This window comes from Sphingomonas glacialis, from assembly GCF_014653575.1.
Lineage (GTDB): Bacteria > Pseudomonadota > Alphaproteobacteria > Sphingomonadales > Sphingomonadaceae > Sphingomonas > Sphingomonas glacialis.
Genome location: NZ_BNAQ01000006.1, coordinates 14,631 through 29,325 on the forward strand (window position 1 = coordinate 14,631; position 14,695 = coordinate 29,325).

General features: G+C 66.8%; 13 protein-coding genes. 7 read left to right on the forward strand and 6 right to left on the reverse strand.

Annotated features, from left to right (window positions below; genetic code table 11):
• Positions 1-164: 164 nt before the first annotated feature.
• The 4 genes from IE187_RS16980 to IE187_RS16995 are packed head-to-tail and all read left to right on the forward strand — an operon-like array spanning position 165 to position 4,193.
• Entirely contained in the window at positions 165-809 is a 645-nt protein-coding gene (locus tag IE187_RS16980; RefSeq protein ID WP_189677218.1) for a response regulator transcription factor, read from the forward strand.
• The gene (locus IE187_RS16985; protein ID WP_189677219.1) at positions 806-3,292 is read left to right on the forward strand and encodes an ATP-binding protein; all 2,487 of its coding nucleotides are present in this window, start codon (positions 806-808) and stop codon (positions 3,290-3,292) included. Before IE187_RS16980 ends, IE187_RS16985 begins: the two co-directional genes overlap by 4 nt.
• Positions 3,289-3,693, forward strand: a complete 405-nt coding sequence (locus IE187_RS16990; protein WP_189677220.1) for a response regulator — start codon at positions 3,289-3,291, stop codon at positions 3,691-3,693. Before IE187_RS16985 ends, IE187_RS16990 begins: the two co-directional genes overlap by 4 nt.
• 29 nt (positions 3,694-3,722) lie before the next feature.
• Positions 3,723-4,193: a hemerythrin domain-containing protein gene (locus tag IE187_RS16995; RefSeq protein WP_189677221.1), complete on the forward strand. Its 471-nt coding sequence runs from the start codon at positions 3,723-3,725 to the stop codon at positions 4,191-4,193.
• A gap of 191 nt (positions 4,194-4,384) precedes the next feature.
• Here the strand turns inward: IE187_RS16995 and IE187_RS17000 are convergent, their stop codons facing one another.
• The 6 genes from IE187_RS17000 to IE187_RS17025 all read right to left on the reverse strand — a co-directional run bounded on the left by IE187_RS17000 (position 4,385) and on the right by IE187_RS17025 (position 10,125).
• Positions 4,385-5,575, reverse strand: a complete 1,191-nt coding sequence (locus IE187_RS17000) for a helix-turn-helix domain-containing protein (protein WP_229839470.1) — start codon at positions 5,573-5,575, stop codon at positions 4,385-4,387.
• 144 nt (positions 5,576-5,719) lie between these two features.
• Complete coding sequence (locus IE187_RS17005; RefSeq protein WP_189677222.1) at positions 5,720-6,814, reverse strand: sigma factor-like helix-turn-helix DNA-binding protein; 1,095 nt, start codon at positions 6,812-6,814, stop codon at positions 5,720-5,722.
• 109 nt (positions 6,815-6,923) lie between these two features.
• On the reverse strand, positions 6,924-7,946 hold the full coding sequence (locus IE187_RS17010) for a peptidoglycan-binding protein (RefSeq protein WP_189677223.1): 1,023 nt from the start codon (positions 7,944-7,946) through the stop codon (positions 6,924-6,926).
• Positions 7,943-8,389: a hypothetical protein gene (locus tag IE187_RS17015; protein ID WP_189677224.1), complete on the reverse strand. Its 447-nt coding sequence runs from the start codon at positions 8,387-8,389 to the stop codon at positions 7,943-7,945. Before IE187_RS17015 ends, IE187_RS17010 begins: the two co-directional genes overlap by 4 nt.
• Positions 8,386-9,711: a flagellar protein export ATPase FliI gene (gene fliI, locus IE187_RS17020; protein WP_189677225.1), complete on the reverse strand. Its 1,326-nt coding sequence runs from the start codon at positions 9,709-9,711 to the stop codon at positions 8,386-8,388. The genes IE187_RS17015 and fliI overlap by 4 nt, the downstream gene beginning before the upstream one ends.
• Positions 9,712-9,720: 9 nt before the next feature.
• On the reverse strand, positions 9,721-10,125 hold the full coding sequence (locus IE187_RS17025; RefSeq protein ID WP_189677226.1) for a flagellar biosynthesis repressor FlbT: 405 nt from the start codon (positions 10,123-10,125) through the stop codon (positions 9,721-9,723).
• Between the two features lie 212 nt (positions 10,126-10,337).
• Here IE187_RS17025 and IE187_RS17030 point away from each other — a divergent pair, with 212 nt between their 5' ends.
• From IE187_RS17030 to IE187_RS17040, 3 genes are all read left to right on the forward strand, one after another.
• A complete protein-coding gene (locus IE187_RS17030; protein ID WP_229839497.1) occupies positions 10,338-11,579 on the forward strand; it encodes a flagellar hook protein FlgE in 1,242 nt (413 codons plus the stop codon).
• A 67-nt stretch (positions 11,580-11,646) separates the two neighbouring features.
• Positions 11,647-13,746 (forward strand): flagellar hook-associated protein FlgK, encoded by a 2,100-nt coding sequence (gene flgK, locus IE187_RS17035; RefSeq protein WP_189677228.1) that lies wholly within the window; start codon positions 11,647-11,649, stop codon positions 13,744-13,746.
• A 9-nt stretch (positions 13,747-13,755) separates the two neighbouring features.
• Complete coding sequence (locus IE187_RS17040; RefSeq protein ID WP_189677229.1) at positions 13,756-14,664, forward strand: flagellin family protein; 909 nt, start codon at positions 13,756-13,758, stop codon at positions 14,662-14,664.
• The last annotated feature ends 31 nt before the right edge of the window (positions 14,665-14,695 follow it).

Here is a 14,695-nt window from a genome sequence, read left to right on the forward strand (position 1 = left end):
GACAGCGACGGTCACCATCAGCAGCGCCTCCTACAAGGACTGTCGAGAGATCCACTTAATCTCCATCACTGCCTGGTAGTAATATACCTAGACAAATTTCTTATTTTTGGCGAGGTTAATTGCGGCGCCGGAGGGAGAACCGGAGGCCGTTTAGGAGAGCCGTCTTGCAACTTGGTGGCCATGCACTGGTCGCTGACGACCATCCCCTGACGCGGGAGGGGTTGGCGCTCGCGATCCGCGCTGCAGCACCCGGTATCGCGCTCGACAATGCGGGATCCGTCGCAGAAGCCGAGCGCGCGGTGGCGACGCGCAGGAGCGGTTACCGGCTGGTGCTCCTCGATTTGATCCTGCCCGATGCGCGCGGCTTTTCGGGCTTCCTCAAACTGCAGCATCTGCTCGCCGCGACCCCGATCGTCGTCGTGTCGGCGCGCGAAGACCCGGTCATCGTCGAAGCCGCGCGGGCGCTCGGCGCCGCCGCCTTCGTGTCGAAATCCACCCCGCTCGATGCGCTCGCCGCCGCGCTTCGGCGGGTCCTCGCTGGAGAGGCAGTCTTTCCGCCGCAAAGCCTCGCCAGCCCCGCCGCGCTCTCGCTGCGCGATCGCATCTCGACGCTTTCGGGCGCGCAGTTGCGCGTGCTGCTCGCGCTCGCCGACGGACGGCTCAACAAGCAGATCGCCGACAGCCTCGATATCACCGAGGCAACGGTGAAGGCGCATCTGACGGTCATCTTCCGCAAGCTGGCGGTCGACAATCGCGCCCAGGCGTTGCTCGCGGTGCAGCCGCTGCTGGCAGCCACGGGGACGCCATGACCTTTGCGACCGAGGAGGAGATCGTTCGGCCAAGCCCACCGAACGCCGCACAGTTCCTGCTCATGGCCTTGCTCGCACCGATGTTGCTCGCCGGCATTTCGATCTGGCTCGAAGCCGAATATGTCGGTGCCGACCAGCTTCGGCAGCAAGCGCATGACGGATTTGCCAATAGCGCACGCGTCGCCACGCTGATCGAGCGGCTGACCGCGGCCGAATCGGCGCAGCGCGGGTTCGTCATCACCGGCGAACCGAGCTTTCTCGACGCCTATGCACGCGCGCGAAGCGCCATGGCAGCGACGATCGTCGGCCTGGAGCCGGAACTGCGCGAGCAGCCGGCGGAACGGCAGCATCTTGCCGCGCTCGGGCGGCTCGCACGGCTTAAATTCGACGAGATGGACACCGTCATCGCCGAACGCACCCGCGGTGGTCTCGCTGCGGCGGCGCGCAAGGTAAGCTCCACCGCCGGACAGCGGTTGATGGAACAGACCCGCGCCGAATCGAACGCCATGGTCGATGTTGCGGCGGCCACTCGCGATCTCAAGGTCGCGGCCTACAGGGCGCGTGTCGATGCCGACTGGAACGCGATCCGGATCGGCATCGCGCTCATCGGCCTCGCGACGTTCGCCGTAACCTGGCTGATCTGGCGCCAAGGCATGGCGAAGTATCGCTCCCGGCTGCAGACCTATGCCGTCGCCGAACGCAACCGCGCGATCCTGCAGAGCACGGTCGATGCGATCGTCATCTTCGATCCGAACGGCAAGATCGAAACCGTCAACGCCGCGGCCTCCGCGATGGTCGGCTATCGCGCCGCGGATCTGATCCGCCAGGACGCTTCGCTGCTGATCAAGCTGCGCGAAGCGCCGATGAGCTTCCACGAGCGGATCGGGCTGATCGACGGGCAGTTGATCCAACCCCAGCGGCCCGACCGCAAGATGATCCACCGCGACGGGCATGAAATTCCGGTCGATGTCGCGCTCGGGATCATGCGCCTGCCAGAGGGCGATTATATTGTCGCTTCGGCGCGCAACATTGCCGAGCGCAAGCGCGTCGAGCAAATGAAGGACGATCTCATTTCGACCGTGAGCCACGAATTGCGCACGCCGCTGACTTCGGTGGTCGGCGCGCTGGGCCTGTTGCGGTCGGGTGCGGCGGGGACGATCGCCGAGGCGCCAGCTCGGCTGGTCGAGATTGCCGAAAACAATTCGCGGCGGCTGATCCGCCTGATCAACGACATGCTCGATATCGACCGGATCCAGTCCGGGCGGCTCACGATCCAGCGCGAAGACATCGACGTGCGCGAGATTGCGGCGCAAGCGTGCGAAGGCAGTGAAGGCGCTGCCGCTGCGGCCGGCGCGCATATCGCGTGCGCGCTCCCCGATGATCCGGTCCTGATTTCGGGCGATGCCGAGCGGTTGCTGCAGGTGATCTCCAATCTGGTATCGAACGCGTTGCGTGTGACCGCGAAAGGCGGCGTGGTCACGATCCGGGTTACGCAAAGCGACGACGGCAAGGCGCTGGTCGCGGTCGATGATGACGGCCCCGGTATACCGCCCGTCTTTCGCGACCGCATCTTCGGCCGGTTCGAACGCGCGACGCACGAGCGTGGCGTCGGAACCGGGCTAGGCCTTGCCATTTCGCGCGAGATTATTCTTCGCCACGACGGGCGAATCTGGTTCGAGGATCGCCCGGGCGGCGGCACGCGCTTCGCCTTTGCCATCGATGCCCTGCGCGCGGAGCAACGCGATGCGGTGGCGGAGGCGTTGCCGAAGGTCTTGCTCTGCACCTCGGATGCCGATCTCGTGGCGTTGGTCCAGTCCGTGCGCGTCGATACGCCGTTTCGGACCGTCCTGGTCGACAGCGTCATGGCGGCGACTGCGGCGCTTGCCGGCGCGGGCCATGCCGCGTTCCTGCTCAAGCCGACGATCGCCGAGGGCGACGATGCCGATGTCGTCGAGGCGCTTCGGGCAAGCCTCGCGTCGCTGACGCCGCCGATCGTGCTTGCCACCGCCGAGCACCGCACGCGGCTCGCGGCGCTCGCGCCGCTCGATGGCGTGGCGTGGATCGACGCGCCGACGGATCCGGCGCAACTCGGCGCGACGCTCGCGCGCGCCATAACGCCGCGGCCGACGATTCTCCTGCTCGACGACGATCTGGACGTGCTGCTCGTCACCGAGGCGGCGCTGCAGTCCGAGGCGCGCGTGCTCACAGCGACCGATCTCGCCACGGCGCGCGCGATGATCGAATCGCATACGATCGATATTGCGATTCTCGACTACGATCTCGGCGGCGCATCGGGGCTCGATCTGCTGCCGGCACTGGCGCGTGCGCGGCGCGCGATACCCGCGATCCTCTTCACGGCGCGCGACGTCGACGCCGGGGTGGCCGATCGAGTCGATGCGGTACTCATCAAGTCGCGCAGTTCGATCGGCGATCTCAAGGCGGCGATCGGGCGCATTCTCCCAGCAGCGGATATGACGGCATGACCTCGCGCCTCAGCTTGCTCTACGTCGATGACGATCCCGACATCCGAACGATCGTCGAACTGGCGCTCGGGCTCGATCCGACCATCACCGCCCGGACTGCCGCCTCGGGCAGCGCCGCGATCGCGTCGCTCGTCGTCGCGGAGTGGACACCCGACGCGATCGTCCTCGACGTGATGATGCCCGACATGACCGGCCCGGAAACGCTCGCCGCCCTGCGCCGCAACCCGCGCCTCGCCGAGACTCCCGTGCTGTTCATGACCGCGCGCGGGCGCGATACCGACATCGAAGGCTATTTGGCGCTGGGTGCGGCCGGGGTGATCCTCAAGCCGTTCGACCCGTTGCGCCTCGCCGCGCAGCTTCGCGACTGTCTCGAAGGCGGGCAATCGCTGCTCGACCGTTAGACTTTGGTCGGACGCGACCGCGTCCGACCGTGCCCGGCAACATCCTGTTAAGCGCAGGACTCGACCACAGGCAGCGAAAGGGCTGTCCGATGATCGATCAGTTGCGGCAGGACCATGAGCGACTCCGCGCGATCGCGGCGCAGCTCCGGGCCTTGCTCAAGGACGACGGCGCGCGCATCGGCCTGTGCTTCGCTGCCGCACGATGGAGTTTCACGCGCGAATTGCTGCGCCACATGGCACTTGAGAAGCAGTTCCTGCGCGACCAGCATCCCGCGTGCGCCGAGGTATCGGCGCGATTGCCGCACAATTCGGCCAATCTCGAGCGGCGCTTTCGCGATCATCTCGCCCGATGGACGACGCTGGACATCGACGAGAATTGGAAGGACTATTGCCGGGATCTGCGAGAAATCCTCAATATTCTTGAGAACCGGATGCTCTTCCAGGAACGCGCGGTCTTTCCACGCCTTGGCCACCCGGCTCAGCGGCCAAAGAGTCGCTGACAAGGTAGGTCACCGCCACGCCGCCGCCTTTGCCGCGCGAGGTGATCACCGCACCGGCCTTGCGCACCACCCGGCCGCCCGGGCTCGCCCTGGAAATCCCGATCGCGAAGCCCTGGTCGCCGCGGTCGGGTAGACTTGATCTTTTACACGACCCCGCGCCGCCTTTCAGGCCGTGACGGGCGCGCGATCGTTCAAGGGAAAACGGCCGCGATAATGGCGATGACGTCAGAGGGATCGAGCGCGTCGAGATCAAGCTCGAGGTCCGGAGCGACGCTGTATCCCTTGGTCGCGCCGGTGCGATCGAAGGTCACCGAGACGATCCGATACCCCTCTGCGCTACGCACTGCGGCGAGCGCTCCCGCAGTGACGCGGTGATCGGGATCGGCGATGACGATCGCGCTGGCGGGAAGACCGGCTCCGAGCGTGGCGCGGCACACGCGCAAAGCGAACGCGCGAGCACCGGCGCGATGCGGCGCATCGACCACGTCTGCAGTGGGCGTGAAGGCGATTACGCCATCGGCACGGGGCGTTCCGAAAACGGCAAGCGCGCGTGTCGCAGAGGGGCTTGGCGGGGTTCCAAGCGAAGGCGCGGCCAGTTCCGACGCAACCGGTTCGGGCTGAGCCTTACGCTTGGTCGCAGCGGAACTGCCACTTCCGCGTCGCGCAGGCGGTGCGGACCGGGCCAGCTCCGCCGACAATGCGGCGATCCGTTCCTGCGACCGCAGAGCACGGGCGGCCGGATCGGCAACGAGGCCAGCGACCGCGTCGAGCTCGCCGCTCAGATAGCGATCCATCACGATCTCGCGCAACGCGCTTTTGTCGGCAACGCCGAACAGTCGGCATACGGCGTTCACAGTCGCCTCGTTCCACCGGTCGAACGTCTTGTGGGCATTCTCCAGGCGCGACAAGATTACCGGTGGCAAAGCATACACTTTGTCGAGCGCGGCGATCGTCAGCGCGGCATCATTGGCGCGCAGTACCCGCAAAGCGGCCGCGAGCAAGATAGCGAAACGCTCCTCCTCCTCGTCGGACACTGGGCGCCCGTCCCGAAAAGGTTTTGCCCAGCGGCCTATGTCGAAATCGGCGTCCGTGACGTCAATCAGCAAATCGGCTGGCGCGAGGTCGAGCGCGCGCGCGATCCGTTGGACTTCGTCCGCCCGCGCGAAGACTTCGCCGCGTTCGATCTTGGACAAGCGAATATAGGGAATGTCGGGCAGTCGCTCGCTCAGGGCCATCAGCTTTTGCATGCCGCGAAGCCGGCGCTGCTCGCGAATGCGGTTGGGAAACACGAAAGCCCGATAGGGATCCGGAATGACCTCCGGTCGAGTCGGTACGCCCACTACGAGCCCGGGCGCATTGGTAAACGATCGCATGCGCTTCATGGGTCTTTCGTCATCCTGGGGCGTCGCCGATCACGCCACACCGAGGCATATAGGATGGACTAGGATACCACAATAATTCTTTCATGAAACTTTCGTCTGCACCCAGGCAGGCAGGCATTGCCTGTCTGCTCGGGTGCGTCGCGATCAGTGGCGCGTCGAGCCGACGGGTGCATCGGCTCGCGCACCGCCGGCGTCTGCCAGCATTGCATCGGTGACACCGTCCAACGCCACCGCGTCCTGATCGCCAGCGATCGGCGACATACGGGCATCCGGGAGGATCGCGACGACCCGCGACAGCGTGTTGTGCGCCTGGCCCAGCGCCGGCAAGATCGAGACCGGCGCGACCGCGACTGCGCGCCGGACGCGGGCGGCGGGCGCCTTGGGCTTGCGATACTCCGCCATCATGGCAAAGCGCGGATGCGCGCCCGCCAGTTCGGCGATCCCGCGCGACGCACGCTTGGTGATCTGCCGGACGCGCTCCTTGGTTACCCCAGTCTCGGTGCCGAGTTCGTTGAGCGTGGTGACGTCGAACACGCGGCGCTCGACGATCTCTTTGTCACGCGCAAGTTTGTGCTCGAGCTTGTCGAGCTCGAGCGGGCACAGACCGCGTGTCCGCGGCTGGCGCAGCATGGCTTCGGCATGATCGACCGGCTCGGCACGCGGTGCGCGCTTGGGACGCGGACGCTTACGCAACTGCTCGATCCCGGCGGCACGCTGCTGGTCGACATAGACTTCGATCAGCGACGCGGTCGCGGCCAGCGCAAGATAATCGGACGCGCCCGCCTCGGTCCGCGCCAATGCACCGTCATCCTCAAGGGCCGATTCCAGCGTCGCCTCATCGCCATCGCTGTTCGAAACAACAGCGTGCAGCGACACCGTGACTGCATCGACCTTCTTGGCCGATGGACGCTGGTCGGTCATGAGGCGGAAGCGCAGGCTTTGGAGCTCGCCGCGGATCTGCCAGTTGATAAAGGTGGTGAATTGCGCTTTGGTCGGGTCATAATCCATGATCGCACGGTGGACCGCGATCGCGCAGCATTGCTCGGCATCCTCCCAGTGCGAGACCAGCCCGTACTGGCGGATGAAATGGCGAATGCGGGGGGCAATCAACTTGAGGATGGCGCCGAAGGCCACGTCTACATTGTGGCGGTTGCGCGCGCTGGAAACGGTGCCTGCGCGCGGCATTTGCGCGATAACGGCGGCTACGGCGGCCTCCAGTGCGATCGTGGTCTTCGACATGTTCTTTTCCCCTGATTATCGCTGGCGGCCCCCACCAGCTGTTCCTCGCCGCGCCTTTCTGGGCTTTTATTCCATAAAAATCTATCAACATTCCTATATGTAGGAACACCTATCGCTTGTCTTTCGGGTTGGGTTCGACCGCAAAAGGGCTGGCCGCCACCGCGTCGCTGAAGCGGGCTGGCATGACGTGCCGGCTGACGAAATCCAGCAACCACGAGCGGTGCGCGCTCGCGGCATCGCTCGCCTGTGCGATCCGGTGATTGGCCGCCGCGCTGCCGACCTGCGCGTCGAGCAAGCGCCGCGCGCGACCGCTGTCGAGGCCGCCGGTAAGGAAGCGCACAGCATCGGCCGTGCCGAGATGGTGGCCGAGATAGGCCGCGCGCGCGATCGTCGTCAGGTCCGCGCCGACCGCGACCCCGGCCCGTCTCAATTGCACGACGCTGCGGCTCGCATAATCGGCGGTCGCGTTGATCGCGGCGGTTCCATCATAGCGCAACGCGAGCAAGGCCGAGCGCGCGGCGGGAAGCACGCGGCCGTCACCGCCGAGCCAGCCATTGCTCACCGCTGTCGCATGCAGCCATGTGCCCGCGCGTTCGGCCTCCCCCTGCCACGTGCCGCCGAGAAACTGGCCGAGCCCGGCAGCGCTCGAACGCGGGTTACGCGAGGTCGTTTTCCAGCCGCCGTCGCTTGTCTTTCCGGCTTCGGCGTCGACGATCGCGGCGAGCGCCGCCGCCGGCATCCCGGTCCGCGCGGCCGCGGCAACGAACGCCTGGCCGAACCGCGCGTTCGCGCCGAGCCCGGTAACGAGGCTCGTCACCGAAGCCCCGACGTCGGTCAGTACCGGAAACACCGGCAACGCAGCAGCCAGCCGTCCGGCGGCTGGAAGCATCGCGAGCGGCGTCGTTGCCACAGCGGTCGCTGTGCTTTTCGGGCTGATCAACGCGAGCAGCGAATCGAGATTGAAGTCGGGGTTGTCGGCGCCTTGCGCCGCCCCACGTCGTTCTTCGGTGGAGTCGCCATTGCCCAACGCTGCGCGCCACAGACGCGTCGAGACGTCGCCGTGCGCTTGCGCATAGATCAACGCGGCTTTCTCGCTCGGCGCGAGCCGACTGAAGTCGGTCGAGACGATCACATGCGGGGGGCTTCGCGCAACCGCCGTGCGGCGGTGAACGCACGCGTGAAGCGGGTCGCGGAAAAGTCGTCGATCTGGCCCTGTTCGACGATCGCCGCCATGCGCAGCGTCTCGGCGCGATGCCGGTCGGCCGCCGCGCCGATCGCGCTGAGCGAGCCATAGGCCTCGACCGCTTGCGCGCGCAGCGCCGTCAGCCGCGCGTCGCTTGCAGCGCGCTGGTGTCCGAGTTCGGCGCGTGCGACGTGCATTCGCGCCACGAAGGCGTGCGCCGAAAAGACATGTTGGCTGCCGGCGAGCTCGACTTCCGCCCGCACCGAAGTGTCGATCGCGGCGCGTTGCCCGTCGAGCAGCGTCATCTGGTTGACCTCGATCGTGATCAACACGCGCACGTCGTCGATCTCGCGCTGCCGCAGCCGCAACGCCGCGTCATAGGGCGTGGTCATGCCGCATCCTCCAGGATCGCACCGAGCGCCGCGAAGCTGTCGGCCAGGCCGCCGCGGTCCTGCTTGGTCTGCTTGAGCAGCGCCTCGATCTGCGGTGCGAGCCGGATCGCGCGGTCGACCTCGGGGTTGGAGCCGGCCTTGTAGGCGCCGAGGCGGACGATCTCCTCCATGTCGCCATAGGTCGACAGCACCGACCGCGCCGCGAGCCGCAGCGCGTTCTGGTCGTCGTCGAGCGCGCCCGGCAGCGTCCGCGAGACCGATTTGAGGATGTCGATCGCGGGATAGCGGCCGCGCTCGGCGATCCGACGGGTGATGACGACATGGCCGTCGAGAATACCGCGCACCGCGTCGGCGACCGGCTCGTTATGGTCGTCTCCATCGACCAATACGGTGAACAGGCCGGTGATCGACCCCTGCCCCGGCCGCCCCGGGCCGGCGCGTTCGAGCAGCCGCGGAAGCTCGGCGAACACCGTCGGCGTATACCCCTTGGTCGCCGCAGGCTCTCCGCTGGCGAGGCCGATCTCGCGCTGCGCCATGGCGAAGCGCGTGACCGAATCCATCAAACACAAGACGTTCAATCCCTGGTCGCGGAAATGCTCGGCGATGGCGAGTGTCGTCCACGCCGCCTGGCGCCGCATCAAAGCGGGTTCGTCCGACGTCGCGACGACCACAACGCTGCGCGCGAGACCGTCGGGGCCAAGATCGTCTTCGACAAATTCCTGCACTTCGCGCCCGCGCTCGCCGATCAGGCCGATCACCGCGACGTCGCATGCGGTCCAGCGCGCGAGCATCGACAACAGCACCGATTTGCCGACGCCCGAGCCGGCGAACAGGCCGAGCCGCTGACCAGTGCACAGCGGTGCGAAAATATCGAGCGCGCGCACCCCGGTGCCGATCCGCGCGCCGACACGGGTCCGTTCCGCCGCGGGCGGGGGAGACGCCTTGATCGGGCGCGGCGCGATGCCGAGCGGCAGCGGTCCCTTGGCGTCGATCGCCACGCCGAGGCCATTGACCATCCGGCCGAGCCACGCGTCGCATGGGCGGACGACGAAGCGCCCGGCGACGATCGTCGCGCGCGCGCCCGAGGCGATGCCTTGTGGGTCGCTGAACGGCAGGCAGTGCGCGACACTGCGGTCGAGACCGGTCACTTCGGCGGCGACTTCGCCATCCGCTGCGGTGACGGTGATGTGCGAGCCGATGCGCGCCGCTCCATCGAGCCCTTCGACCTCGATCAGCGTGCCGCGCACACCGATCACACGGCCATACCGCTGGTCAGGCGACAGCTCGCGGAGCGCGCGTGCGGCGGCGGCGAGCGTCTTCACGCGCCGCGCTCAGGCGGCATCGCACTCGGCGCGCGCGAACGCCACCGTCTCATAGGTAATCAAGGTGCGGCAATCGGCCAGTGCCCGGTAGAAGTCACCGATGGCGACCTTTTGCGCAAAGGCGGCACAGGCAGCCTTCGCCTCGTGCGATTCCAGCGCGCCGATCAATCCTTCGAGATAGCCGATGATCTCGTCATGGTGCGCAGCGGCGCCAGCGGGATCGATATAGGCGAGCATGCAGGCATGATAGAGCCGCCGCGCCGGCGTCGTGGCGTCTTCGGGGGCCATCACTTCGCGCCCGCGCAGCACCGTTACAGTGTTCTCGATGTACAGTTCGGTGCGGCCGACCGCGCGCAGAAGCGCGCCGTTGACGATCATCTGTTCGCCATTGCGGAGGGAAATTCGAAGCGTCATCGTCTGGACCCTTGGTCGTTTCCATTCTTATAGGAATAAATTGCCTAGTGCGGGCGGTGACGACAAAATTCGCGCCATTTCACTCGCAGCGGCATTGTCATCCTACAATCAAAGAAGCGCCGCGCCATCGGTGCGTTTTTTGGAGATTTTCCTTGAGCCTGTACTCAGCCCTGTATGCCGGCGTCTCCGGCTTGAGCGCGCAAGCCAGCGCCATGGCCAGCGTCGCCGACAACATCACCAACATCAACACGGTCGGCTACAAGACCGCCGACACGCAATTCCGCACCCTGGTGTCGGACGGGCGCGGCGGCTCGTCTTATTCGGCCGGCGGCGTCGCGGCCGTGACGCGCTCGCTGGTGACCAAGCAGGGCGCGCCGCTGCCATCGGCCAGCCCGACCGACATCTCGGTCGCCGGCGCGGGGTTCTTTGTGACGCGCGACGGCGTCGGCGCCGGCGCCAACGTCGCATATACCCGGGCGGGCTCGTTCGCCCCGGACAAAGCCGGCTATCTGGCGAATTCGGGCGGCTATTACCTCCAGGGCTGGCCGCTGAACGCGCAGGGCGGTTATACCAACAACGGCAATCTCGGCGCGCTGACGCCGGTCCGCGTGACGGAGCTGACCGGTACCGCGGCGCCAACGAGCAAGCTGAACATGCGCGTCAACCTGGATTCCACCGCGACGCCCTTCACCGGCACCTACGCTGCTGGCGACATGGCGAAGAGCACGACGCCGGCGCAATTCTCCCGCTCGGTCGATCTGACCGATGCGCAGGGCGGCAGCCACGCGGTGACGCTCGCGTTTCTGAAGACAGGCGCGAACAGCTGGGTCGGCGAAATCTATGCCCAGCCGGCGAGCGACGTCACCGCGACGAACGGCCTGCTCGCCAGCGGCAAGATCGCGTTCAACCCGGATGGCAGCCTCGATCGCGCGGGTTCCGATCCGGGCATGTTCGCCACGCTTACGCCCGCATGGACCAACGGCGCCGGCACCGCACCGGTAACCCTCGGGCTCGGCACCGACGGCGGGCTCGATGGCCTGTCGCAGTTCGGCGGCACCTCATCGGTAATATCCTACACCGTCGATGGCGGACGGTCCGGCAGTGTCGCCTCGACGAGGATTTCCGATGCCGGCGTCGTAAGCGCGGTGTTCGATGACGGCACGTCGCGCGCGGTCTATCAATTGCCGATCGCCAATTTCCAGAACCCCAACGGCCTGACGCGCTTGCCCGGCAATGCCTACAGCATCTCGGATGAATCGGGCGGCGTCGCGATCAACGCACCGGGTTCGCTTGGCGCGGGCAAGATCGCGGCGAGCTCGCTCGAGGCCTCGACGGTCGATCTCGCGCAGGAGTTCACCAACATGATCCGCTTCCAGCGCGCCTATAGCGCGTCGTCGAAGATCATCACGACGGTCGACGAGATGCTGCAGGAAGTCAGCAACCTCAAGCGATAACGCCTTGACCTGAGCCGGCGCGGGACACGGTTCCCGCACCGGCTTGCCCGAAGTGAGGATTGCCGGCGTGTCGCTCAACGAAATCATGTCCTCGGCGATGTCCGGCCTGGCGGCGTCGCAAGCTGGCCTGCGTTCGGTGTCGAACAACATCGCCAATGTCGGCACGCCCGGCTACGCCCGCGAGGCGGTTGGGCAGACCACCGCCGTCACGGCGGGGGTGGTCAACGGCGTCAGCGTCGGGGAGCCAGCGCGGATCGCGGATCGCTTCCTCGAAGCGACGGTCTATCGCCGCGCCGGCGACATGGGCTCGGCCGACGTGACCGCTTCCTATCTCGGGCGACTGCAATCCTTGCTGGGCGCGCCTGGCGCGGAATATGGCTTGCCCTCACGGCTCGACGCGATCGATTCCTCGGCGGTGGCGATGACCGGCACGCAAGCCTCCCCCCAGTCGGTTGCGAGTTTCACCGCCAATGTGCAGGACGCGATTTCCTCGATCAACCAGCTCGGCGGCGACGTCGCGTCGCTGAAATCGGACGTCCAGTCCGAGGTCGGCGAAAGCGTCGACCGGGTCAACACGCTGTTGGTGCGGATCAACGATCTCAACGGCACCGTCTCGCGGCTCGACGGCAATGGCAAGAGCTCGGCCGGCGTCGCCGACCAACGCATGTCGGCGATCGAGGAGCTGAGCGGGTTGATGAAGGTCACCGTGCGCGAACAGCCCGATGGCCGCGTGTCGATCGACACCGCCTCGGGGATCCCGCTCCTCGACAACCGCCTGCGCCAGCTGTCGCTGCCCGCATCCGGTGGCGGCCCGGCGCAAACCAGTTATCCCGTCATCACCATGCGCTTCGCCGACGCGAACGGTGCGACCGGCACGGCGACCGGCGACAAGCTCGATTCGGCATCGGTCGGCGGCAAGCTCGGCGGGTTGATCGACCTGCGCGATCGCGCGCTGCCGGCGTTTACCGAGAAACTCGGCGTGCTGTTCACCGGCCTGTCGCAGACGCTCAACGCGGTGTCGAATGCCGGCACGACCGTCCCCGCGCCAAATCAGCTGCTCGGCCGGCCTGGTGCGCTGACCGCGAGCGATCGCGCCGGCTTCACCGGCTCGGCGACCTTCGCCGTCACCAAATCGAGCGGCGAGCTGGTCGCCTCGACCAAGATCGATTTCTCGGCGCTTGGGGCAAGCGCCACGGTCGCCGACACCGTCGCGGCGATCAATGCCGGGCTCGGCGGCAGCGCGATCGCGTCCTTCACCGGCGGCGTGCTCTCGATCAAAGCGGGCGGCACGGGGAACGGCGTGGTCATCGCGCAGGATGCGACCAATCCGAGCGACCGCGGCGGGGTCGGCTTCTCGCAATATTTCGGCATGAACGACATCGTTCGCAGCGCGAGCAGCCCGCTGGTGCCCTCGGGCTTCGTTCCGTCGGACCCGCACGGCTTTGCCGCCGGGCAGACGACCGACATCGTGCTGCGCGACACATCGGGTCGGGCGCTGACCAGCTACACCATGAGCAGCTCGGTCGGCCCGACCTTCGGCGACCTGGTCACCGCGCTCAATGCCAGCCCGATCGGGAAGTTCGGCAGTTTCGCGATGGACACCAAGGGACGGATCCAGTTCGCTGCCAACGCCAATCTCCCCGGCGCGACAGTGTCGATCCCGGGGGATTCGACCGATCGACTGGGGACGGGCCAATCCTTTTCGAGTATCGTCCAGCTGACGGGCGCGACAAGTGGTGTCGCCTCCGCAGGCGTCCGCCCCGACATCCTCGCCAGCCCCGGCAAGCTAGGCCTCGCGCGGCTGCAAACTGGCGTCGCGGTCGGGGCAAAGGCGCTGGGCGTCGGCGACAATCGCGGCGCGACCGCCTTTGTCGATCAGCTCGCCGCCACGGTCGATCTCGGCAAGGATGGCATCACGACCACCGCCGCGCGCACCGCCGCCTTGCTCGGCAATGCCGGCACCGCCGCGTCGCAAGCCGCCTCGACGCTCGCCGACGCCACCGCGCGGCGCGACGACGCGGTCAACCGCCGCGACAGTTTCTCAGGCGTCAATATCGACGAGGAACTGTCGAACATGGTCGTGCTGCAAAACATCTATTCCGCCTCGGCGCGCGTCATTACCACAGCCAGCCAGATGTATGACACCTTGCTGGCGATGATCCACTAAGGAACCCCCATGTCCCGCGTCGCCACGATCCCGCTCCAGCGCACAATGTCCGCTGCGATCCAGCACTCGCAGCAATTGCTCGCGGCGACGCAGCAGCAGCTCGCCACCGGAAAGAAGGCCAACGACTATGCCTCGCTCGGCACCGAGGCGGTGCGCAACCTGTCGACGCATTCGCTACGGGCGCGACAGGACGCCTATGCCGGCGTCTCCTCACGGATCGGCACCACGCTGACGCTCAACGATGCCAATATCGGCGCGATCGACACCAGCGCGATGTCGCTGAAGCAGGACCTGTTGACCGCCATCGGCACCGGCACGGGCGACGGCGTCAACGCGTCGATCACCGCAGCGTTCAACCAGTTCCGCGCCGCGCTCAACGCCTCGAGCGGCGACGGATCGCTGTTCGGCGGATCGCGCACCGACGGACCGCCCTTCGTCCCGGCGACGCTCGCCGCGACGATCGGTGTTCCCGCGTCAGCTGCTTTTGCCAATGACGCGGTGAAAGCTTCGGCGCGGCTGTCGGACAATGTCGACGTCGAATATGGCGTGACCGCGAGCGACATCGGATCGAGCCTTTACACCGCCTTCCAGACGCTTGCCGGGGCCGGGACGATCGGCAACCCGCCCAGCCCGGCGCAGTTCAACATCCTGTCGCAGGCCGCAGCGCAGATCGACACCGGCCTGACTGACTTGCGCGGCGTCAACGCCGAAAACGGTCGCAAGCAAGCCCAGGTCGAAACACTCGGGACGCGCGCGACCGATCACGCGATCCTGCTGCAGGGGATCATCGCGGGCAATGAGGATGCCGATCTCGGCCAAGTCGCGATCGATCTCGCTCAGCAGAAGACGATGCTGCAGGCGAGCTATTCGGTGTTTTCGCAGCTCTCCGGGCTGAGCCTCGCCAGCTATCTGCGCTAGCGCCGCAGGCCGGGCGTTGATCGCCCGGCCT

What these genes read in the sequence shown, in the direction of transcription:
- IE187_RS17015 (WP_189677224.1), bottom strand. Translation starts at nt 8,389, where the DNA reads ATGACCACGCCCTATGACGCGGCGTTGCGGCTGCGGCAGCGCGAGATC.
- IE187_RS17000 (WP_229839470.1), bottom strand. Translation starts at nt 5,575, where the DNA reads ATGAAGCGCATGCGATCGTTTACCAATGCGCCCGGGCTCGTAGTGGGC.
- IE187_RS16985 (WP_189677219.1), top strand. Translation starts at nt 806, where the DNA reads ATGACCTTTGCGACCGAGGAGGAGATCGTTCGGCCAAGCCCACCGAAC.
- IE187_RS16990 (WP_189677220.1), top strand. Translation starts at nt 3,289, where the DNA reads ATGACCTCGCGCCTCAGCTTGCTCTACGTCGATGACGATCCCGACATC.
- IE187_RS17040 (WP_189677229.1), top strand. Translation starts at nt 13,756, where the DNA reads ATGTCCCGCGTCGCCACGATCCCGCTCCAGCGCACAATGTCCGCTGCG.
- IE187_RS17030 (WP_229839497.1), top strand. Translation starts at nt 10,338, where the DNA reads ATGGCCAGCGTCGCCGACAACATCACCAACATCAACACGGTCGGCTAC.
- IE187_RS17005 (WP_189677222.1), bottom strand. Translation starts at nt 6,814, where the DNA reads ATGTCGAAGACCACGATCGCACTGGAGGCCGCCGTAGCCGCCGTTATC.
- IE187_RS17025 (WP_189677226.1), bottom strand. Translation starts at nt 10,125, where the DNA reads ATGACGCTTCGAATTTCCCTCCGCAATGGCGAACAGATGATCGTCAAC.